Genomic DNA, 14920 nt, shown 5'->3' with positions numbered 1-14920 from the left:
CGGGACAGCGCCAACCCGCCATGTCAAACGAACCATGACGACCGGCCCCTGCCAGACACCCCCACGAACCCCCATTCGTGAAGGCCTTCGCCCCTGCCTACCGCATCTCGGTCGGAGCGTGGACGCCGAGAACGGCTAAGCCCGATGCCAGAACCGAGACGACGCCCTGTACCATCGCCAGTCGCGCCCTCGTGATCTCTGCATCATTAGTCATAATGAAGCGTAAATAGGGCAAATCCCGCCCCTTGGTCCACAATGCATGAAATTCACTGGCCAAATCATATAGATAAAAAGCGATTCGGTGTGGCTCATGTGCGACTGCGGCCCCCTCGATAATACGGGGGTAGAGCGCCAGGCGCTTCAATAGGTCCAATTCGGCCGGATCTGTCAGTCGTTCGACCGGGGCGGAGCCCAGCCAGGCGCGCCGCTCCGCGTCGTCCTCCGGCAGTTCGGGAACCACTTCGCGCGCGTTTTTGAAAATCGAATGGCCGCGGGCGTGACCGTACTGCACGTAGAAGACGGGATTGTCCTTCGACTGCTCAAGTACCTTTGCGAGATCGAAATCGAGCACGGCGTCGTTCTTGCGGAACAGCATCATGAAGCGCACGGCGTCGGAGCCGACTTCATCGACCACCTCGCGTAGCGTGACGAAATCGCCAGAGCGTTTCGACATTCGCACCTGCTCGCCGTTGCGGAGCAGGCGCACGAGCTGCACGACCTTGATGTCGAGCGCGGCCTTGCTATCGCTGACGCCCTTCACGGCCGCCTGCATGCGCTTGATGTAGCCGCCGTGATCGGCGCCAAACACGTCGATCATGTCGAGGAAGCCGCGATCGACCTTGTTCTTGTGATAGGCGATGTCGGAAGCGAAATAGGTGTACGAGCCGTCGGACTTGATCAGCGGGCGATCGACGTCGTCGCCATAGGCGGTCGCACGGAACAGCGTCTGGACGCGGTCCTCATAATCCTCGACCGGCTTGCCTTTCGGCGGCGGCAGGCGACCTTCGTAGATGTCGCCCTTGGCACGCAGGAAATCGATGGTTTCGGTGACCTTGTTGTTGCCGGTCTCGACCAGCGAGCGTTCCGAGAAGAACACGTCATGCTTGATGTTGAGCGCGGCCAGATCGCCCTTGATCATGTCCATCATCATGGCGATCGCCTTGGCGCGCACGATCGGCAGCCACGCCGTATCGGCCATCGCCTTTAATTTGTCGCCATGCTCGGCGGCGAGCGCCTGCCCGACCGGAACGAGATAATCACCCGGATACAGCCCTTCCGGAATCTCGCCGATGACCTCGCCAAGCGCTTCGAGGTAACGCAGATAGGCCGAGCGCGCGAGCACATCGACCTGCGCGCCGGCATCGTTGATATAATATTCGCGCGTGACGTCGTAGCCCGCGAACTGCAGCAGGCCGCACAGCGCGTCGCCGAACACCGCGCCCCGACAATGGCCGACGTGCATCGGCCCGGTCGGATTGGCCGAGACGTATTCGACATTGACCTTGTCGCCATGCCCGACCGCGCTTTTGCCGTAGGCCGCGCCCTCGCGCAGCATGGTGCGCAGCTCGTCCGCCCACACCTCCGGCTTCAGGGTCAGATTGATGAAGCCGGGGCCGGCGACCTCGACGGCAGCGACGAGGTCGTCGGCGCGCAATTTTTCCGCGATTTTGTCGGCGAGATCGCGTGGCTTTACCTTGGCGTCCTTGGCCAGCACCATCGCCGCATTGGTCGCCATGTCGCCATGACTGGCATCGCGCGGCGGCTCGACCACGACGCGGGAGAAATCGATGCCGGCGGGCCATTGGCCCTCGGCCGCGAGCTCGGCGCAGATCGCCTGCACGCGCGCCAGCGCGTCGGCAAACAGGTGTTGGGAAGCGGACTTGTCGGACATGGGCCGCCGCCTAACGCAAATCCGGGGTCGAGTCAAAAAGCCTTTGGTGCTCGATCAACGCAAAACGGTCGGTCATTCCGGCGATGAAATTGCCGATCCGTCTGATACGCGCTCCCTCGCTTTCACGCTCGGTGCCCTCGATCCATTCCGGCGGCAGGTCGCCCGGGGAGGCCTGGTAGCGCGCGAACAGATCGAACAGGATGCCTTCCGCCTCGCCCATCACCCGCATGACGCGGTGGTGGCGGTACATGTGCACTTTCAAGAAAGCCTTGATGGCGGCCTCGTGCTCGGCGACCTCTGGCGGAAAGGCGACCAGCGGCTGATGGTGGTGGCGGACGTCATGCGCCGATTGCGGCCTCGCCGCTTCCAGCCGCCTGCCCGCCTCCGCCATGACGGCCGAGATCATGTAGGAGATCAGCTCGCGCACCAGTTCCGCGCCGCGCCTGGCGTCGTCGAGATTGGGATAGTGGCGGTCGATCTCGGCAATGATCGCCGCCGTGAGCGGCATTACCTTGAGATCATCGACGGCAAACAGGCCGGCGCGCAGGCCGTCGTCGATGTCGTGGGCGTCATAGGCGATGTCGTCGGCGAAGGCGGCGACCTGCGCCTCCAGCGAGGCGTAGCTCCACAGTTCCAGATCGAATTTTGCGTTGAAGTCGGCGATACCGACCGGAATGCCGCCGCCCTGATAGGGCCCGGCGGGCGTCCCGCTCCGCTCCGTGAGCGGGCCGTTATGCTTGACGATGCCTTCGAGCGATTCCCAGGTCAGGTTCAGCCCGTCGAACTCGGGATAGCGGTGCTCCAGCGCGGTCACCACCCGCAGCGCCTGCGCGTTATGGTCGAAGCCTCCATGGGCCTTCAGGCATTTGTCGAGTGCCCGCTCACCGGCATGGCCGAACGGCGGATGGCCGAGGTCATGGGCCAGCGCCAGCGTTTCCGTGAGGTCCTCATCAAGGCCAAGCTGGCGGGCCAGCGCGCGGGCGATCTGCGCCACTTCCAACGAATGGGTCAGCCGCGTCCGATAGTGGTCGCCCTCGTGGAACACGAAAACTTGCGTCTTGTGCTTCAGCCGCCGGAAGGCGGTGGAATGGATCACCCGGTCGCAATCGCGCCGGAACGGGCTGCGGGTCCGGCTCGGCGGCTCCGCAAACAGCCGGCCGCGGCTGGAATCGGGGTCGCAGCCATAAGGCGCACGGGGGGCAGCCATTCCGACCGACACGATTTTTTAGTCCTTATCCATTTGATTCCGCAACATTACGCACTTAACTATGCTTGACGCCCTATACCAAATGAATTGGGTACGACGGGGCCGGAGACCGATTGTCATGACCACTGCCATCACCGTCAGCGAGCGGGCTGCCCGCCGCATCGGCGAAATCCTCAAGAGCGAAGGCGACGGCGCCATGCTGCGCATCTCGGTCGAGGGCGGCGGCTGCTCCGGCTTCCAGTACAAGTTCGACGTCGACCACGCCAAGGCGGAAGACGACCTCGTCATCGCCCGCGAGGGCGCGGTGGTGCTGGTCGACCCGGCCTCGGTGCCGTTCCTCGCCGGCTCCGAGGTCGATTTCGTCGACGATCTGATCGGCGCCTCGTTCCGCGTGGTCAACCCGAACGCCACGGCGTCCTGCGGCTGCGGGACAAGCTTTTCGATTTAAGCCGCGATCATGTACCTATCCACGCCAATACGCGTGCGTGTGACGTGCCACGGATTGCTGGTCGTGCCGTAGATCGGCTTGTAAGCCTGGTGGTCTGCGAGCGCGACCGGCACATCGGGTTTGCCGAAAAGCGTGGCATCCGTCTCTAACATCCGCTGCGCCGCGACAGATATCGTCTCGGTGACATTGTCCTTCATCCCATGTTGTGGGCGAGCCCGCCACCTGATAGCTTTTCTTGTCATCGGCACGCCGCGCAGCGGTCCGAGGCGCTTGCCTTTCCTCAGTACACCGTCGGCTGCTTTCGCGCGCTTCCGCGCCTTGTCGCGATCCATCCAGACGATGGCGTTGAGCTTCGGATTGTATTTATCGACGCGAGGAAATGGTCGAGCAGTTCGAGCGCGCTCACTTCTTTCGGCGGATGAGCGAAGCAAGCTCGATCGCCGACTGTGGTGCATTTGGCAAGCGGATCGACGCTGGGGTCCGTGCCCGCATATTGAGATTCCAGCGTGGAAAAATCGTGGTTACAGGATAGACAACACGTCCGCTGAAGACACGTTTTCACAATTGGGACAGTGGCAGTGTCCCTTATGTCATCGTGACCAGGTTCCGCGGCGCAACGCGCCCACCCTAGACGCACTGGCTAGGCGCTTGCGACGCGGCAACTTGGCCACTACAGGCCAAACGATTATTACGCGCTAGGTCGATGACATTAGCATCGGCTCCGAGCGTCACAGGCCAGCGGCGTCGCGCCGGTCAGTATTGATATCCGCCCGGGCAGACCCAGTTGCCGTAGCTGTCGTAGCCGCAGCCGCCGCGGTAATACGCGCCCGCTGCAGCCGCACCGACCGCAGCCGCGCCGACCGCCGCTGCACCGGCGCCGTAGCGGTAGCCACGGTAGGCCGCGCCGCGATAGCCGTAGCGCCCGCCACGCACAGCAACCGCACCGCCCCGGTATCCGCGAGCTGCGACCGCGCCGCCGCGATAGCCTCCTGCGCGCACAGCGCCGCCGTGGAATCCCCCGGCACGCATGCCGCCACCACGGCCGCCGCGGGCGAACGCATCGTCGGGAGCAAAGGTGACCAGCAGCATGGCCGCGGCCGCGGAAGCAATGAGAATTCGACGCAACATTGGCGTACTCCTTCTTACGGAAGCCGCGGACCAACACATCGCTCTGACCGCGGGTCTCTCCGAAGACTCCTGCACTTCCGCTTCGTGCCCTTGACCTGGATCAAGCCTTTACGTTCATCCATGTGAACGGTCGTTCCATCACCCCGCTCCATCGATCGCGTTCACGCTGAGGCAATTCTCGTAACACTGGCCGTCACTATTGTTCGCACAGTCGATTGATTTGTCTCAAGACTTTCCCCGGAGCGTGGCCCAGCCTGACGCGGAAGGCCGCGACGTGTCCAGACAATCGGCAGGTAAGACACGTCTCGGCATATTCTCATTCCGAACAGATGGGTCGGAGCTCGCGGCCAGCGCATCACCTAGTGGTTTGGAGCGTTCCTCGGGCCTAATACGCGAAGCCGCTCGGCAATGGTGACGAGTTGAGGCACCGTTCGAACCTGCATCTTTTCCATGATCAGTTGCCGATGAGCCTTGATCGTTCGCTCGGTGCACCCAAGTTCGCGAGCAGCATGCTTGTTTGTCTTGCCGCGCACGACCATTTCAAACACTTGCCGTTGGCGCGGTGTCAGGCTCGACAGCCGGGCCCGCAGCGCTTCCAGTTCGCCTTTGAACGCGCGCTCCCTATCGTGCCGTGCGATTGCCTTTTCCACTGCGCTCAGTAGCTCATTCGAACTTACCGGCTTGATCAAGAAGTTGTCTGCTCCCGACTTGATCGCCCTGACCGTGGTGCTGATGTCCGGGTAACCCGTCAGAAAGATGATGGGCAGGGTTGAGCCGAGTTCGGTCAAACGCGTCTGCAGCTCTGGCCCGCTCAAGCCGGGAAGCCGCACGTCCAGGAGAATGCATCCCCCGGCGTTTTCGTTCGGCCGTTGATCCAATAATTGCTGAGCCGATGGATAAGTGATGACAGTGTAGCCGGCCACCTGCAGCAGTCGCTGGATGGCTGTTCGGAACGACGCGTCGTCATCCACGACATGGACGATGCCGGGCAAAATGTTCTCCTGAGACGAAAAGTAGCGCTGCGCTTGCTTTTCTTGGTTGATTGATGCAGCGCCTTCTCGCCCGGCCATTGCCAGTCGCGTCGCTCTTGGATGGCAACTATCGATTTAGAATTGGCGAGACAAATTAAATTCCATCCACGGCCCGCAACGGAGACCGGTGTGTACCGTTTTGATCGCAAATGCCTCGCAAATGCAGGCGGTAGTGCGGAACTGGATCAGCGCGCTCCCCGAAAATTACATTCGCCTTGCGGTTGGGCCAGGAGGACTCCGCCGCGGAGCAAGGAAGCACGCGTGCTCGGCACCCCTCGGTCTCTAACAAATGTTGCGGGGTCGATGATTACGTGAAAGTGATAGTGTGCCCACCATCGAGCCGGGCGCGCGATGGTGATTCGTGGGCACGTGGTTTGCGCCGCTTTGCCCACCCTGCGCAGCTCGCGATATGCTACGCTTCGCGGGCGTAGCGCGGCAGGTCGGCTTCCAGCATTTGCAGCACGTCATCCCGCACCGGATCGCGCGTGGCGCGGGTGAAGGCGGCGGCGAGCGGCAGCTTGTTCATGTCGGAGGCGGCAAGGCGGATGAAGCGGACGCCGCGCGTTGCCATCCGCGAGGTCCAGCGCGGGACGATGGCAACGCCGAGGCCGGCGGAGACGAGGTTGACGATGGTCTGCTTCTCGTCGGCGATCTGGGCGACGCGCGCCTCACACCCGGCCTCCGCGAACAGCTTCATCGTGAGATCGTGGCTGTGCGGGCGCGCGCGGCGTTCCGGCACGATTAACGGCTCATCCTCGAGGTCTGCAATAGTCACGCGCTTGCGCTGCGACAGCGGATGACGCTCGGCGACGGCGACGACGGCGGTCTCGTGCAGCAGGAACAGAAACTGGAGCCGCCTGTCGGGCCGCTGCGGCGGGCGGACGAAGGCGAGATCGAGCCGGCCGGACAACAGCCGCGGCAACAGGCGCACGGTCTTGTCCTCGACCAGTTGCACGGTGACATCGGGCCGCACTTTTCGGAAATCATGCAGCAGGTGCGGCAACAGCCCCGCGGCGGCGCTATCGATCGCGCCGACGCGAATGATCGCCGCGCGCTTGCGCCCACGGGTGCGGAACTTGCCGGCGAGCGCGTCCGCCTGCGCCAGCAGCGCCCGCGCCTCCTTGAGCAGCACCGCGCCCTCCTCCGTCAGCGCAACGCTTCGCGTTGTCCGCGTCATCAGGCGCGTGCCGAGATCGTCTTCGAGCAGGCGGATGAAACGTCCGAGCGCCGACGGCAGCATGTCGAGCCGCTGCGCCGCCCGGCCGAAATGTAGTTCCTCGGCCGCCGCCACGAAGCAGCGCAAGTGATGAAGGTCCATTGCTCCTCCCGGACGGGATTATATCAATTTTTTGTATAAACGCGAGGCGGTTGCCTCGCCTTATCGGCAGCCGCAGGATGGCCTGAGAGTTAGGCTCGGCGAGCCGCCTCCGTCATTGCGAGCGCAGCGAAGCAATCCATTTCTCTGCTTGCGGCGCTATGGATTGCTCGCTGCGCTCGCAATGACGGGGATAGAGCGGGGCCAAGGTCATTCCCCGAGGAGACTTCGATGCGTGAATATTCAATCGCCGCCATCCCGGCCGACGGCATCGGCCCCGAGGTAATCGCCGCCGGCGTACAGACGCTGGAAGCGCTGCAGAAGCGCCTCGGCGACGTCAAGTTCAACGTCGAAACCTTCGATTGGGGCTCCGACTACTACCGCAAGCACGGCGCGATGATGCCGGCCGACGCGCTCGCCCGGCTCAAGAAATTCGATGCGATCTATTTCGGCGCGGTCGGCGCGCCCGATGTCCCCGATCACATCACGCTGTGGGGCCTGCGCCTGCCGATCTGCCAGGGCTTTGATCAATACGCCAACGTGCGGCCAACCCGAATCCTGCCGGGCATCATCTCGCCGCTGCGCCATGCCGGCCCAGGCGATCTCGACTGGGTAATCGTTCGCGAAAATTCCGAAGGCGAATATGCCGGCTGCGGCGGGCGCGTGCATCGCGGGCTGCCGGAGGAAGTCGGCACCGAAGTAGCGGTATTCACCCGTGTCGGCGTCCAGCGCATCATGCGCTATGCGTTCAAGCTAGCGCAGTCGCGTCCGCGAAAACTCCTCACCGTCGTCACCAAGTCGAACGCGCAGCGGCACGGCATGGTGATGTGGGACGAGATCGCGGACGAGGTCTCGAAGGAATTCCCAGATGTCAACTGGGACAAGATGCTGGTCGACGCAATGACGGTCAGGATGACGCTGAAACCGCAGAGCCTCGATACCATCGTCGCGACCAACCTCCACGCCGATATCCTGTCCGACCTCGCTGGCGCGCTGGCCGGCAGCCTCGGCGTGGCGCCGACCGCCAACATCGACCCCGAGCGGCGCTTTCCCTCGATGTTCGAGCCGATTCACGGCTCGGCCTTCGATATCACTGGCAAGGGCATCGCCAACCCGGTCGCGAGCTTCTGGACCGCGTCGCAGATGCTCGATCATCTCGGCGAGACGGAAGCCTCAGCGCGACTGATGCGCGCGGTGGAGAAAGTGACGGGCGCCGGGATCACCACGCCCGACGTCGGCGGTACCGCGACAACGAAGGACGTCACTGCCGCGGTCGTGGATGCCATCCATAGCTCCAACGTGTGACTATCGTTCACTGGCACGGAAGATCAGCGCGAGGCAAAAATGCCCGCGCGGCAAATCAGAACAAGATCAGAGGGAAACGTCCATGCACATGAAGGCAACAGCCGTTATTGCGCTCGCGTTCACAACAATCAGCTCGGCAAGCCCGGCGCAGAACTACCCGAACCGGCCGATCACGCTGCTGGTTCCCTTTGCGGCAGGCGGCGCTACCGACACGGTAGCGCGGGTGACCGCGCAGTCGATGTCGAAGATTCTGAACCAGACGATCGTCGTCGAGAACGCCACCGGCGCCGGAGGCACCATCGCCGCGACCCGCGCCTCGCGCGCCGTGCCCGACGGCTACACGATCCTGATCCATCACATCGGCATCTCCACGGCGGCGACGCTATACCGCAAGCTGGCCTACGACACCAAGTCGGCGTTCGCCCCGATCGGCCTCGTCACCAACGCGCCAATGACCATCATCGGCCGTCCGGATCTGCCGCCGAACACGCTCGCCGAGCTCGTCGCCTACATCAAGGCGAACGGCGACAAGATGACGTTCGGCAATGCCGGCTTAGGGGCCGCGTCCCATCTCTGCGGCATGCTGTTCATGACCGCCGTCGGCAAGGAAATCCTCACCGTGCCCTACAAGGGCAACGCGCCCGTGATGAACGACCTGATCGCCAAGCAGATCGACCTCTCCTGCGACCAGACCACCAACACGACGAGCCCGATCGCGTCCAAACTGGTCAAAGCCTACGCCATCACGACGAAGACACGATTGGCGTCGATGCCCGATCTTCCGGCCGCCGACGAGGCCGGCCTGAAGGGTTTTGAAGTCGGCGCTTGGCACGGCATCTATGCACCAAAAGGAACGCCCGACGACATCGTGCAGAAGCTATCCAGGACTCTGCAGGAGGCGCTGCGGGATCCCGATCTGGTGAAGCGGTTCAACGATATCAACACCGAGCCCGTTCCGCAGAACGAAGCAACGCCGGAAGCTCTGAAGGCCAAGCTGATCAGCGAGGTCGATCGCTGGGCGCCGATCATCAAGGCGGCGGGGCAGTTCGCGGATTGACAACGTTGGACTGACGGAAGCTTGAACGGAAATCGGCGGTCGTGATTTTGTTGCGCTAACGCAATTTCGGCGCACCGTTAAAAAATTTGCGTTGCGTTTACTTCTGGACAGACGCTCGGATTTGGTGCCCACTATCATCAAACCTTACATTTTGGTTTTCACTGCCAAACCGGGCTGGGGCGGATGAAGAATTCGTCAGACGAGGCGATGACGCCTCTCAAGAGGCATGCCGTCGATGCACTGCGGCGGGCGCGCAAATTGCCGATCGGCCCGCATCGCAATGACCTGAGGCAGCTCGCCATCGGCCTGCGCCGCCTTGATCGTGACGGAATCGGAGCGGACTTCCACGATCCGGAGATCGGCCTGCAACTGATTACCGCGGCGGCATATCAAGGCTGACGTTCGCAATACGCCAATACCGCTGATTGAAAACTCAGCGCTCGTCGCCAAACAGCACCCGGGCATTGCCGTTCGCGATCTGCGCCGCGATGTTCGGCGGTAGCTGCGCGAGCCACGCGCGATAGCCGGCCATGATCTGTCCGTAGCTGTCCCAGCGCTCGTTGATCCAGGTATCGGAGCCGAGCAGGAAGCGGTCTGGGAAGCGCTCGAACAGTGCGCGCCATTCCACCGTCAGCTTGCCGCTGCTGTCGGTGATGCCGCCGCGGTAAGACAGTTCGCCCCACAGCTTTGGATATTTTGTCAGCATCTCGGCAACACGATCGGCCGGGAGCGAGAAGCCGGTATGGGCCCAGATGATGCGGGCGCGCGGATTGTGCCGCATCAGGATTTCGACGGCGACGTCATCGGCATGGGCGTGCAGATAGAGGTCGTGCTCGACGGCGAAATCAACCGTCTTCTTCACCCATTCGGTATCGGCCGCCTTGCCCGAAATGTGGAATTCGCCGATGCCGCGGTAATAGCCGCGCTTGAACTCGTCTTGTACGAGGTCGAAGATGAAGGGATCGCCGAACCAGGTCTGGATATCGGCGCGGACCCGGTAGGGGCGGATGAACGGGACGATCTGCAGGTCTTTCGGCTTCGCGTCCATCAGCGCGTGCGTGCCGGTATTCGGGCGGCTGGTGGCAAGGATGCCGGTCACGCGGTGCTTCTTGAAGAGTGACAGCACCTCATCGACGCTGAAATGGGGCTTCGGCTCCCAATTGTAGTGTAGATGGGCGTCGAAGATCTCGATCGGCTCGTCCGCGCGTACCGGGCTGGCGAAGCCGATGGCGCCGGCGAGTGCGACCAGCAGCGCAGCGCCCTGCGCAGCCGACCGCATCGCACGTCCAATGGCCGTCATTCGGCAGCGACCACGTGCGGTCGATCCTCGCCTGCTTCCTCGAACTGCGGCTCGAGCTTGCGGCGCAGGCGGCGGTCGATGCGGTCGAGATAGATGTAAATCACCGGCGTGATGTACAGCGTCAGGAGCTGCGACAGGCAGAGGCCGCCGACCACCGCGATGCCGAGCGGCTGGCGCAGCTCGGCGCCGGCGCCGGCACCGAGCGCGATCGGCAGCGTGCCGAAGATCGCGGCGAACGTCGTCATCATGATCGGGCGGAAGCGCAGCAGTGCCGCCTCGCGAATCGCATGCTCGGCGCTGAGACCGACGCGGCGGCGCTCCAGTGCAAAGTCCACCATCATGATGGCGTTCTTCTTGACGATGCCGACCAGCATCACGATGCCGATCATCGCGATAACCGACAACTCCATCCCGAACAGCATCAAGGTCAGGATCGCGCCGATGCCGGCCGAGGGCAGGCCCGAGATGATGGTGATCGGGTGGATGAAGCTCTCGTAGAGAATGCCGAGGATGACGAAGGCGGCGAACACAGCGGCGAGGATCAATACGCCCTGACCGCGCAGCGATTCCTGGAATACTTGCGCGGTGCCGGAGAAGCCGGTCGCGATCGTCGCCGGCAGGTTCGAGGCCTGCTCGAGCTCGGTGATCTTGTCGACCGCATAGCCAAGCGAAACGCCCGGCTGGAGGTTGAAGGAGATCGTCACCGCCGGCTGCTGGGCCTGGTGGTTGATCTGCAACGGACCGACGGTCGGAACCAGACTTGCCACCGCCGACAGCGGGATGGTGACGTTGTTCTGCGTCTTCATGTAGAGCTTGGAGAGGTCAGACGGGTCGACCTTGAACTGCGGCTGCACCTCCAGGATGATCTGGTAGTCGTTCGACGGCATGTAGATGGTGCCGACCTGCCGCGCGCCATAGGCGTTGTAGAGCTGGTTGCGGACTTGATCGACGGTGATGCCGTAGACCGCGGCCTTCTCGCGGTCGATATCGACCGTCATCTGCGGGTTCTTGATGTAGAGGTCGGTGGTGACGTCGAGCAGGCCGGGCAACTTCTCGATCTTGTCACGCATCTCCGGCGCCAGGCGGTACAGCGACTCGGTGTCGCCGCTCTGCATCACATACTGATACTGGCTCTTGGAGATCCTGCCGCCGATATTGAGGTTCTGGATCGGCTGGAAGAACGACTGGATGCCGGGGATCTGGCGCGACTTGGCGCGCAGCCGTGCGATCACGACATTGAGGCTGTCGCGGTCTTTTTTCGGCTTCAGCGCCAGGAACAGGCGGCCGTAATTCGCGGTCGGATTGGGTCCGCCGGAGCCGACGGTGGAGTTGAGATATTCGATCGCCGGATCGGACTTCAGCACATCGGCCAGCGCCTGCTGCCGTTCCTTCATCGCCTCGAACGAGGTGTCGGTCGCGGCCTCGGTGACGCCGATCAGAAAGCCGGTGTCTTCCTGCGGGAAGAAGCCCTTCGGCACGATCATGTAGAGATAGACCGTGCCGCCCAGCGTCGCGAACGTCACCAGCAGCATCACGAATTTCCGCGCCAGCACCCGGTCGAGCGTCCATTCATAGGCGCGCAGCCAGGAATCGAACATCCGCTCGAAGCTGCGAAGCAGGATGTTCGGCCGCTTGGCCGCGTCATGGGCCCGCAGCACGCGTGCGCACAGCATCGGCGTCAGCGTCAGCGAGACGAAGCCGGATACGATGATCGCGACCGACACCGTGACCGCGAATTCGCGGAACACGCGGCCAACGATGCCGCCCATCAAGAGCACCGGGATGAACACGGCGATCAGCGAGAAGGTGATCGAAATGATGGTGAAGCCGATCTCGCGCGCGCCCTTTAGCGCCGCCTCGAACGGCCGCATCCCGTGCTCGATGTGGCGGACGATGTTTTCCAGCATGACGATGGCATCGTCGACCACGAAGCCGACCGAGAGCGTCAGCGCCAGCAGCGTCATGTTGTTGATGGAATAATCGAGCGCATACATCGCCGCGCAGGTGCCGACCAGCGAGATCGGAACCGCTAGCGCCGGAATGAAGGTGGCGGAGGCCGAGCGCAGGAACAGGAAGATGACGAGGATCACGAGGCCGACCGCGATCAGCAGGGTCTCCTCGACGTCGGCGACCGCCTGGCGGATCGAGACCGAGCGGTCCATCATGACCTGCATCGTCACCGATTGCGGAATCTGCGCCCGCAGCGTCGGCAGCTTTGCCAATACTGAATCGACCACCGCCACGGTGTTGGCGTCCGGCTGCTTCTGGATCGCAAGCACCACCGCCCGCTCGCCGTTCAGCCAGGTCGCGATTTTGTCGTTCTCGACGCTCTCATAGATGCGGGCGACCTCGTCGAGCTTGACCGGCGCGCCGTTGCGCCAGGCCACCACGATCTTGCTGTAATCGGCCGCCTTGTCCATCTGGCCGGAGGCCTGCAGGGCGACGTCCTGCTTCGGCCCGTTCAGCGTGCCGACCGGCGTCGACGAGTTGGCGCGCGAGACCGCGGTCCTGATGTCGTCAAGCGACAGGCCGCGTGCCGCGGCAGCTTCCGGATCGGCCTGGACGCGGATGGCGAATTTCTGCGCGCCGTAGATCAGGACCTGCGCGACGCCTGGAATTTGCGACAGCGTCTGGCCGATGGTGATGTCGCCATACTCGTTGACCGCTGACAGGGGCAGCGTCGCCGAGCCGAGCGAGACGAACAGCACCGGGAAGTCGGCCGGGTTCACCTTCCGGAAGCTCGGCGGAATCGTCATTTCGATCGGCAGCCGGCGCTGCGCGATGGTCAGCGCGGTCTGCACGTCGAGGGCGGCGGCGTCGATGTTGCGGTTGAGATCGAACTGGATGGTGATGACGCTGGTGCCCTGCGAGGAACTCGAGGACATCGAGGAGATGCCGGCGATCGTGGATAGCTGGCGCTCGATGATGCCGGCCACCGAGGCCGCCATGGTATCCGCGCTGGCGCCGGGCAACGTCGCGGTCACCGCGATGGTCGGGAAGTCGACCCGCGGCAGCGCCGAGACCGGCAGCAGGCGGAAACCGAAGATGCCGAACGCGATGATCGACGCCGTGATCAGCGTCGTCATGACCGGGCGGCGGATGCAGAGTTCGGACAGCGTCATCGGTCAGGCTCCGGCCTTCTTGGCCCGCGGCTCGACCCGCGTTCCGTCCGACAACAGAAGCTGCCCGTCAACGACGACGCTTTCGCCGCCGGCCAGCCCTTCCGAAATCACCGACATGCCCTGCGCGGTGCGGTCGACCTTGACCGGCTGCACCTTGGCCGCGCCGTCCTTGACCACGAAGACGAAATTGCCGCTCTGGCTTCGCTGCACAGCGACCGTCGGCACCACGATCGAGTCCTCGGTCCGGATGATCAGCTTGGTCGCCACCAGCGTTCCCGGCCACAGCGTCTCGTTCGCGTTGGCCATGATGCCGCGCACGGTGACCATGCCGGTGGTCTGGTCGACGGTGTTCTCGACCATCGCGACCTTGCCGCTCTCGGAATGCTGCGAATTCGGGATGGTGGCGGTGACGCCGGAAACGCCCTTGGCCATCGCCTCGCGCAGCTCCACCAGCACACGCTGCGGAACCGAGAAGGTCACATAGACCGGCGCCATCTGGTTGATCACCGCCAGCGGGGTGGTATCGGCCGGACGCACGAAATTGCCGACCTTCACATTGGCGACGCTAATGCGCCCGGTGAACGGCGCACGGATCGTGGTGTAGCTCTTCTGGACCCGGAGATTGTCGAGCGCGGCCTGGTCGGCCTTGATCGTGCCGGTCAGGATGTCAGACTGCGTCCTGGCGTTGTCGACATTGACCTGCGTTGTGGCGCCTTTGCCGACGAGGTCGTTGTAGCGGCGCAGGTCGCGCTGCGCGCCCTCGAGCTGCGCCTGGTCCTTGGCGAGCACGCCCTCGGCCTGCTCGATCTGCGCGTCGATCTGGCGGCTGTCCAGCGTGAACAGCAGATCGCCTTCGTTGACCTTGGCGCCGTCCTCGAAATGAACCGCGACGATCGTGGTCTCCAGCCGCGACTTCAGCGCGACGCTCGAGATCGGCGTCACCATCCCGATCGCGTCGACATCGACAGGCATGGACTTGCGCTCCGCCTTGGCGAGCTCCACGGACACCATCCGCGGTCGCTGCGGACCCTGCGCGTTACTGCTGCCGCCCATCCACGAAGAGCGGGTGATGAAGCCGGCCGCCGTGGCAATGGCGATAGCGCCGACAAGAAGGAT

At 63.4% G+C, this 14920-nt stretch carries 13 protein-coding genes; 4 read left to right on the top strand and 9 right to left on the bottom strand.

Annotated elements, in window-relative coordinates; genetic code table 11:
* Positions 1 to 97 precede the first annotated feature (97 nt).
* Together argS and RX331_RS18275 are read right to left on the bottom strand one after the other, a co-directional pair.
* Positions 98 to 1891 (bottom strand): arginine--tRNA ligase, encoded by a 1794-nt coding sequence (gene argS / locus RX331_RS18280; protein WP_317257839.1) that lies wholly within the window; start codon positions 1889 to 1891, stop codon positions 98 to 100.
* A 10-nt stretch (positions 1892 to 1901) separates the two neighbouring features.
* A complete protein-coding gene (locus RX331_RS18275; RefSeq protein WP_317257838.1) occupies positions 1902 to 3110 on the bottom strand; it encodes a deoxyguanosinetriphosphate triphosphohydrolase in 1209 nt (402 codons plus the stop codon).
* 106 nt (positions 3111 to 3216) lie between these two features.
* On the opposite strand from RX331_RS18275, the gene erpA reads away from it, so the two are divergent.
* The gene (gene erpA, locus RX331_RS18270; protein ID WP_171582398.1) at positions 3217 to 3546 is read left to right on the top strand and encodes an iron-sulfur cluster insertion protein ErpA; all 330 of its coding nucleotides are present in this window, start codon (positions 3217 to 3219) and stop codon (positions 3544 to 3546) included.
* Here erpA and RX331_RS18265 read toward each other — a convergent pair.
* The 4 genes from RX331_RS18265 to RX331_RS18250 form a co-directional block, all read right to left on the bottom strand.
* Complete coding sequence (locus tag RX331_RS18265; RefSeq protein ID WP_317257837.1) at positions 3543 to 3977, bottom strand: amidase family protein; 435 nt, start codon at positions 3975 to 3977, stop codon at positions 3543 to 3545. The two genes, erpA and RX331_RS18265, sit on opposite strands and share 4 nt — an antisense overlap.
* 322 nt (positions 3978 to 4299) lie before the next feature.
* A complete protein-coding gene (locus tag RX331_RS18260; RefSeq protein WP_317257836.1) occupies positions 4300 to 4674 on the bottom strand; it encodes a hypothetical protein in 375 nt (124 codons plus the stop codon).
* Positions 4675 to 5033: 359 nt separating this feature from the next.
* Positions 5034 to 5666 (bottom strand): response regulator transcription factor, encoded by a 633-nt coding sequence (locus RX331_RS18255; protein WP_317258170.1) that lies wholly within the window; start codon positions 5664 to 5666, stop codon positions 5034 to 5036.
* Between the two features lie 451 nt (positions 5667 to 6117).
* A complete protein-coding gene (locus tag RX331_RS18250; RefSeq protein ID WP_317257835.1) occupies positions 6118 to 7023 on the bottom strand; it encodes a LysR family transcriptional regulator in 906 nt (301 codons plus the stop codon).
* 228 nt (positions 7024 to 7251) lie between these two features.
* Here RX331_RS18250 and RX331_RS18245 point away from each other — a divergent pair, with 228 nt between their 5' ends.
* The 3 genes from RX331_RS18245 (at position 7252) to RX331_RS18235 (ending at position 9781) form a co-directional block, all read left to right on the top strand.
* On the top strand, positions 7252 to 8325 hold the full coding sequence (locus RX331_RS18245; RefSeq protein WP_317257834.1) for a tartrate dehydrogenase: 1074 nt from the start codon (positions 7252 to 7254) through the stop codon (positions 8323 to 8325).
* Positions 8326 to 8407: 82 nt separating this feature from the next.
* Positions 8408 to 9382 carry a tripartite tricarboxylate transporter substrate binding protein BugD gene (locus RX331_RS18240; protein ID WP_410708237.1) on the top strand — a complete coding sequence of 325 codons (975 nt, stop codon included), beginning with the start codon at positions 8408 to 8410 and terminating at the stop codon, positions 9380 to 9382.
* A 183-nt stretch (positions 9383 to 9565) separates the two neighbouring features.
* Positions 9566 to 9781, top strand: a complete 216-nt coding sequence (locus RX331_RS18235; RefSeq protein ID WP_317257833.1) for a hypothetical protein — start codon at positions 9566 to 9568, stop codon at positions 9779 to 9781.
* 34 nt (positions 9782 to 9815) lie between these two features.
* Here RX331_RS18235 and RX331_RS18230 read toward each other — a convergent pair whose 3' ends face one another.
* Genes RX331_RS18230 through RX331_RS18220 form a run of 3 tightly spaced genes read right to left on the bottom strand, consistent with a single transcriptional unit; the run spans position 9816 to position 14857 of the window.
* Positions 9816 to 10661, bottom strand: coding sequence for an amidohydrolase family protein (locus RX331_RS18230; protein ID WP_317257832.1), 846 nt, complete (start codon positions 10659 to 10661; stop codon positions 9816 to 9818).
* 17 nt (positions 10662 to 10678) lie between these two features.
* Positions 10679 to 13804, bottom strand: a complete 3126-nt coding sequence (locus RX331_RS18225; protein ID WP_317257831.1) for an efflux RND transporter permease subunit — start codon at positions 13802 to 13804, stop codon at positions 10679 to 10681.
* A 3-nt stretch (positions 13805 to 13807) separates the two neighbouring features.
* The gene (locus RX331_RS18220) at positions 13808 to 14857 is read right to left on the bottom strand and encodes an efflux RND transporter periplasmic adaptor subunit (RefSeq protein ID WP_410708289.1); all 1050 of its coding nucleotides are present in this window, start codon (positions 14855 to 14857) and stop codon (positions 13808 to 13810) included.
* Positions 14858 to 14920: the final 63 nt, after the last annotated feature.

Source organism: Bradyrhizobium sp. BWA-3-5 (genome assembly GCF_032917985.1).
GTDB lineage: Bacteria > Pseudomonadota > Alphaproteobacteria > Rhizobiales > Xanthobacteraceae > Bradyrhizobium.
The sequence above is the reverse complement of the archived record's forward strand: the minus strand, read 5'-3'. Positions and strand labels throughout refer to the sequence as shown.

What these genes read in the sequence shown, in the direction of transcription:
- RX331_RS18245 (WP_317257834.1), top strand. Translation starts at nt 7,252, where the DNA reads ATGCGTGAATATTCAATCGCCGCCATCCCGGCCGACGGCATCGGCCCC.
- argS (WP_317257839.1), bottom strand. Translation starts at nt 1,891, where the DNA reads ATGTCCGACAAGTCCGCTTCCCAACACCTGTTTGCCGACGCGCTGGCG.
- erpA (WP_171582398.1), top strand. Translation starts at nt 3,217, where the DNA reads ATGACCACTGCCATCACCGTCAGCGAGCGGGCTGCCCGCCGCATCGGC.
- RX331_RS18220 (WP_410708289.1), bottom strand. Translation starts at nt 14,857, where the DNA reads ATGGGCGGCAGCAGTAACGCGCAGGGTCCGCAGCGACCGCGGATGGTG.
- RX331_RS18225 (WP_317257831.1), bottom strand. Translation starts at nt 13,804, where the DNA reads ATGACGCTGTCCGAACTCTGCATCCGCCGCCCGGTCATGACGACGCTG.
- RX331_RS18250 (WP_317257835.1), bottom strand. Translation starts at nt 7,023, where the DNA reads ATGGACCTTCATCACTTGCGCTGCTTCGTGGCGGCGGCCGAGGAACTA.
- RX331_RS18230 (WP_317257832.1), bottom strand. Translation starts at nt 10,661, where the DNA reads ATGCGGTCGGCTGCGCAGGGCGCTGCGCTGCTGGTCGCACTCGCCGGC.
- RX331_RS18260 (WP_317257836.1), bottom strand. Translation starts at nt 4,674, where the DNA reads ATGTTGCGTCGAATTCTCATTGCTTCCGCGGCCGCGGCCATGCTGCTG.
- RX331_RS18235 (WP_317257833.1), top strand. Translation starts at nt 9,566, where the DNA reads ATGAAGAATTCGTCAGACGAGGCGATGACGCCTCTCAAGAGGCATGCC.
- RX331_RS18240 (WP_410708237.1), top strand. Translation starts at nt 8,408, where the DNA reads ATGCACATGAAGGCAACAGCCGTTATTGCGCTCGCGTTCACAACAATC.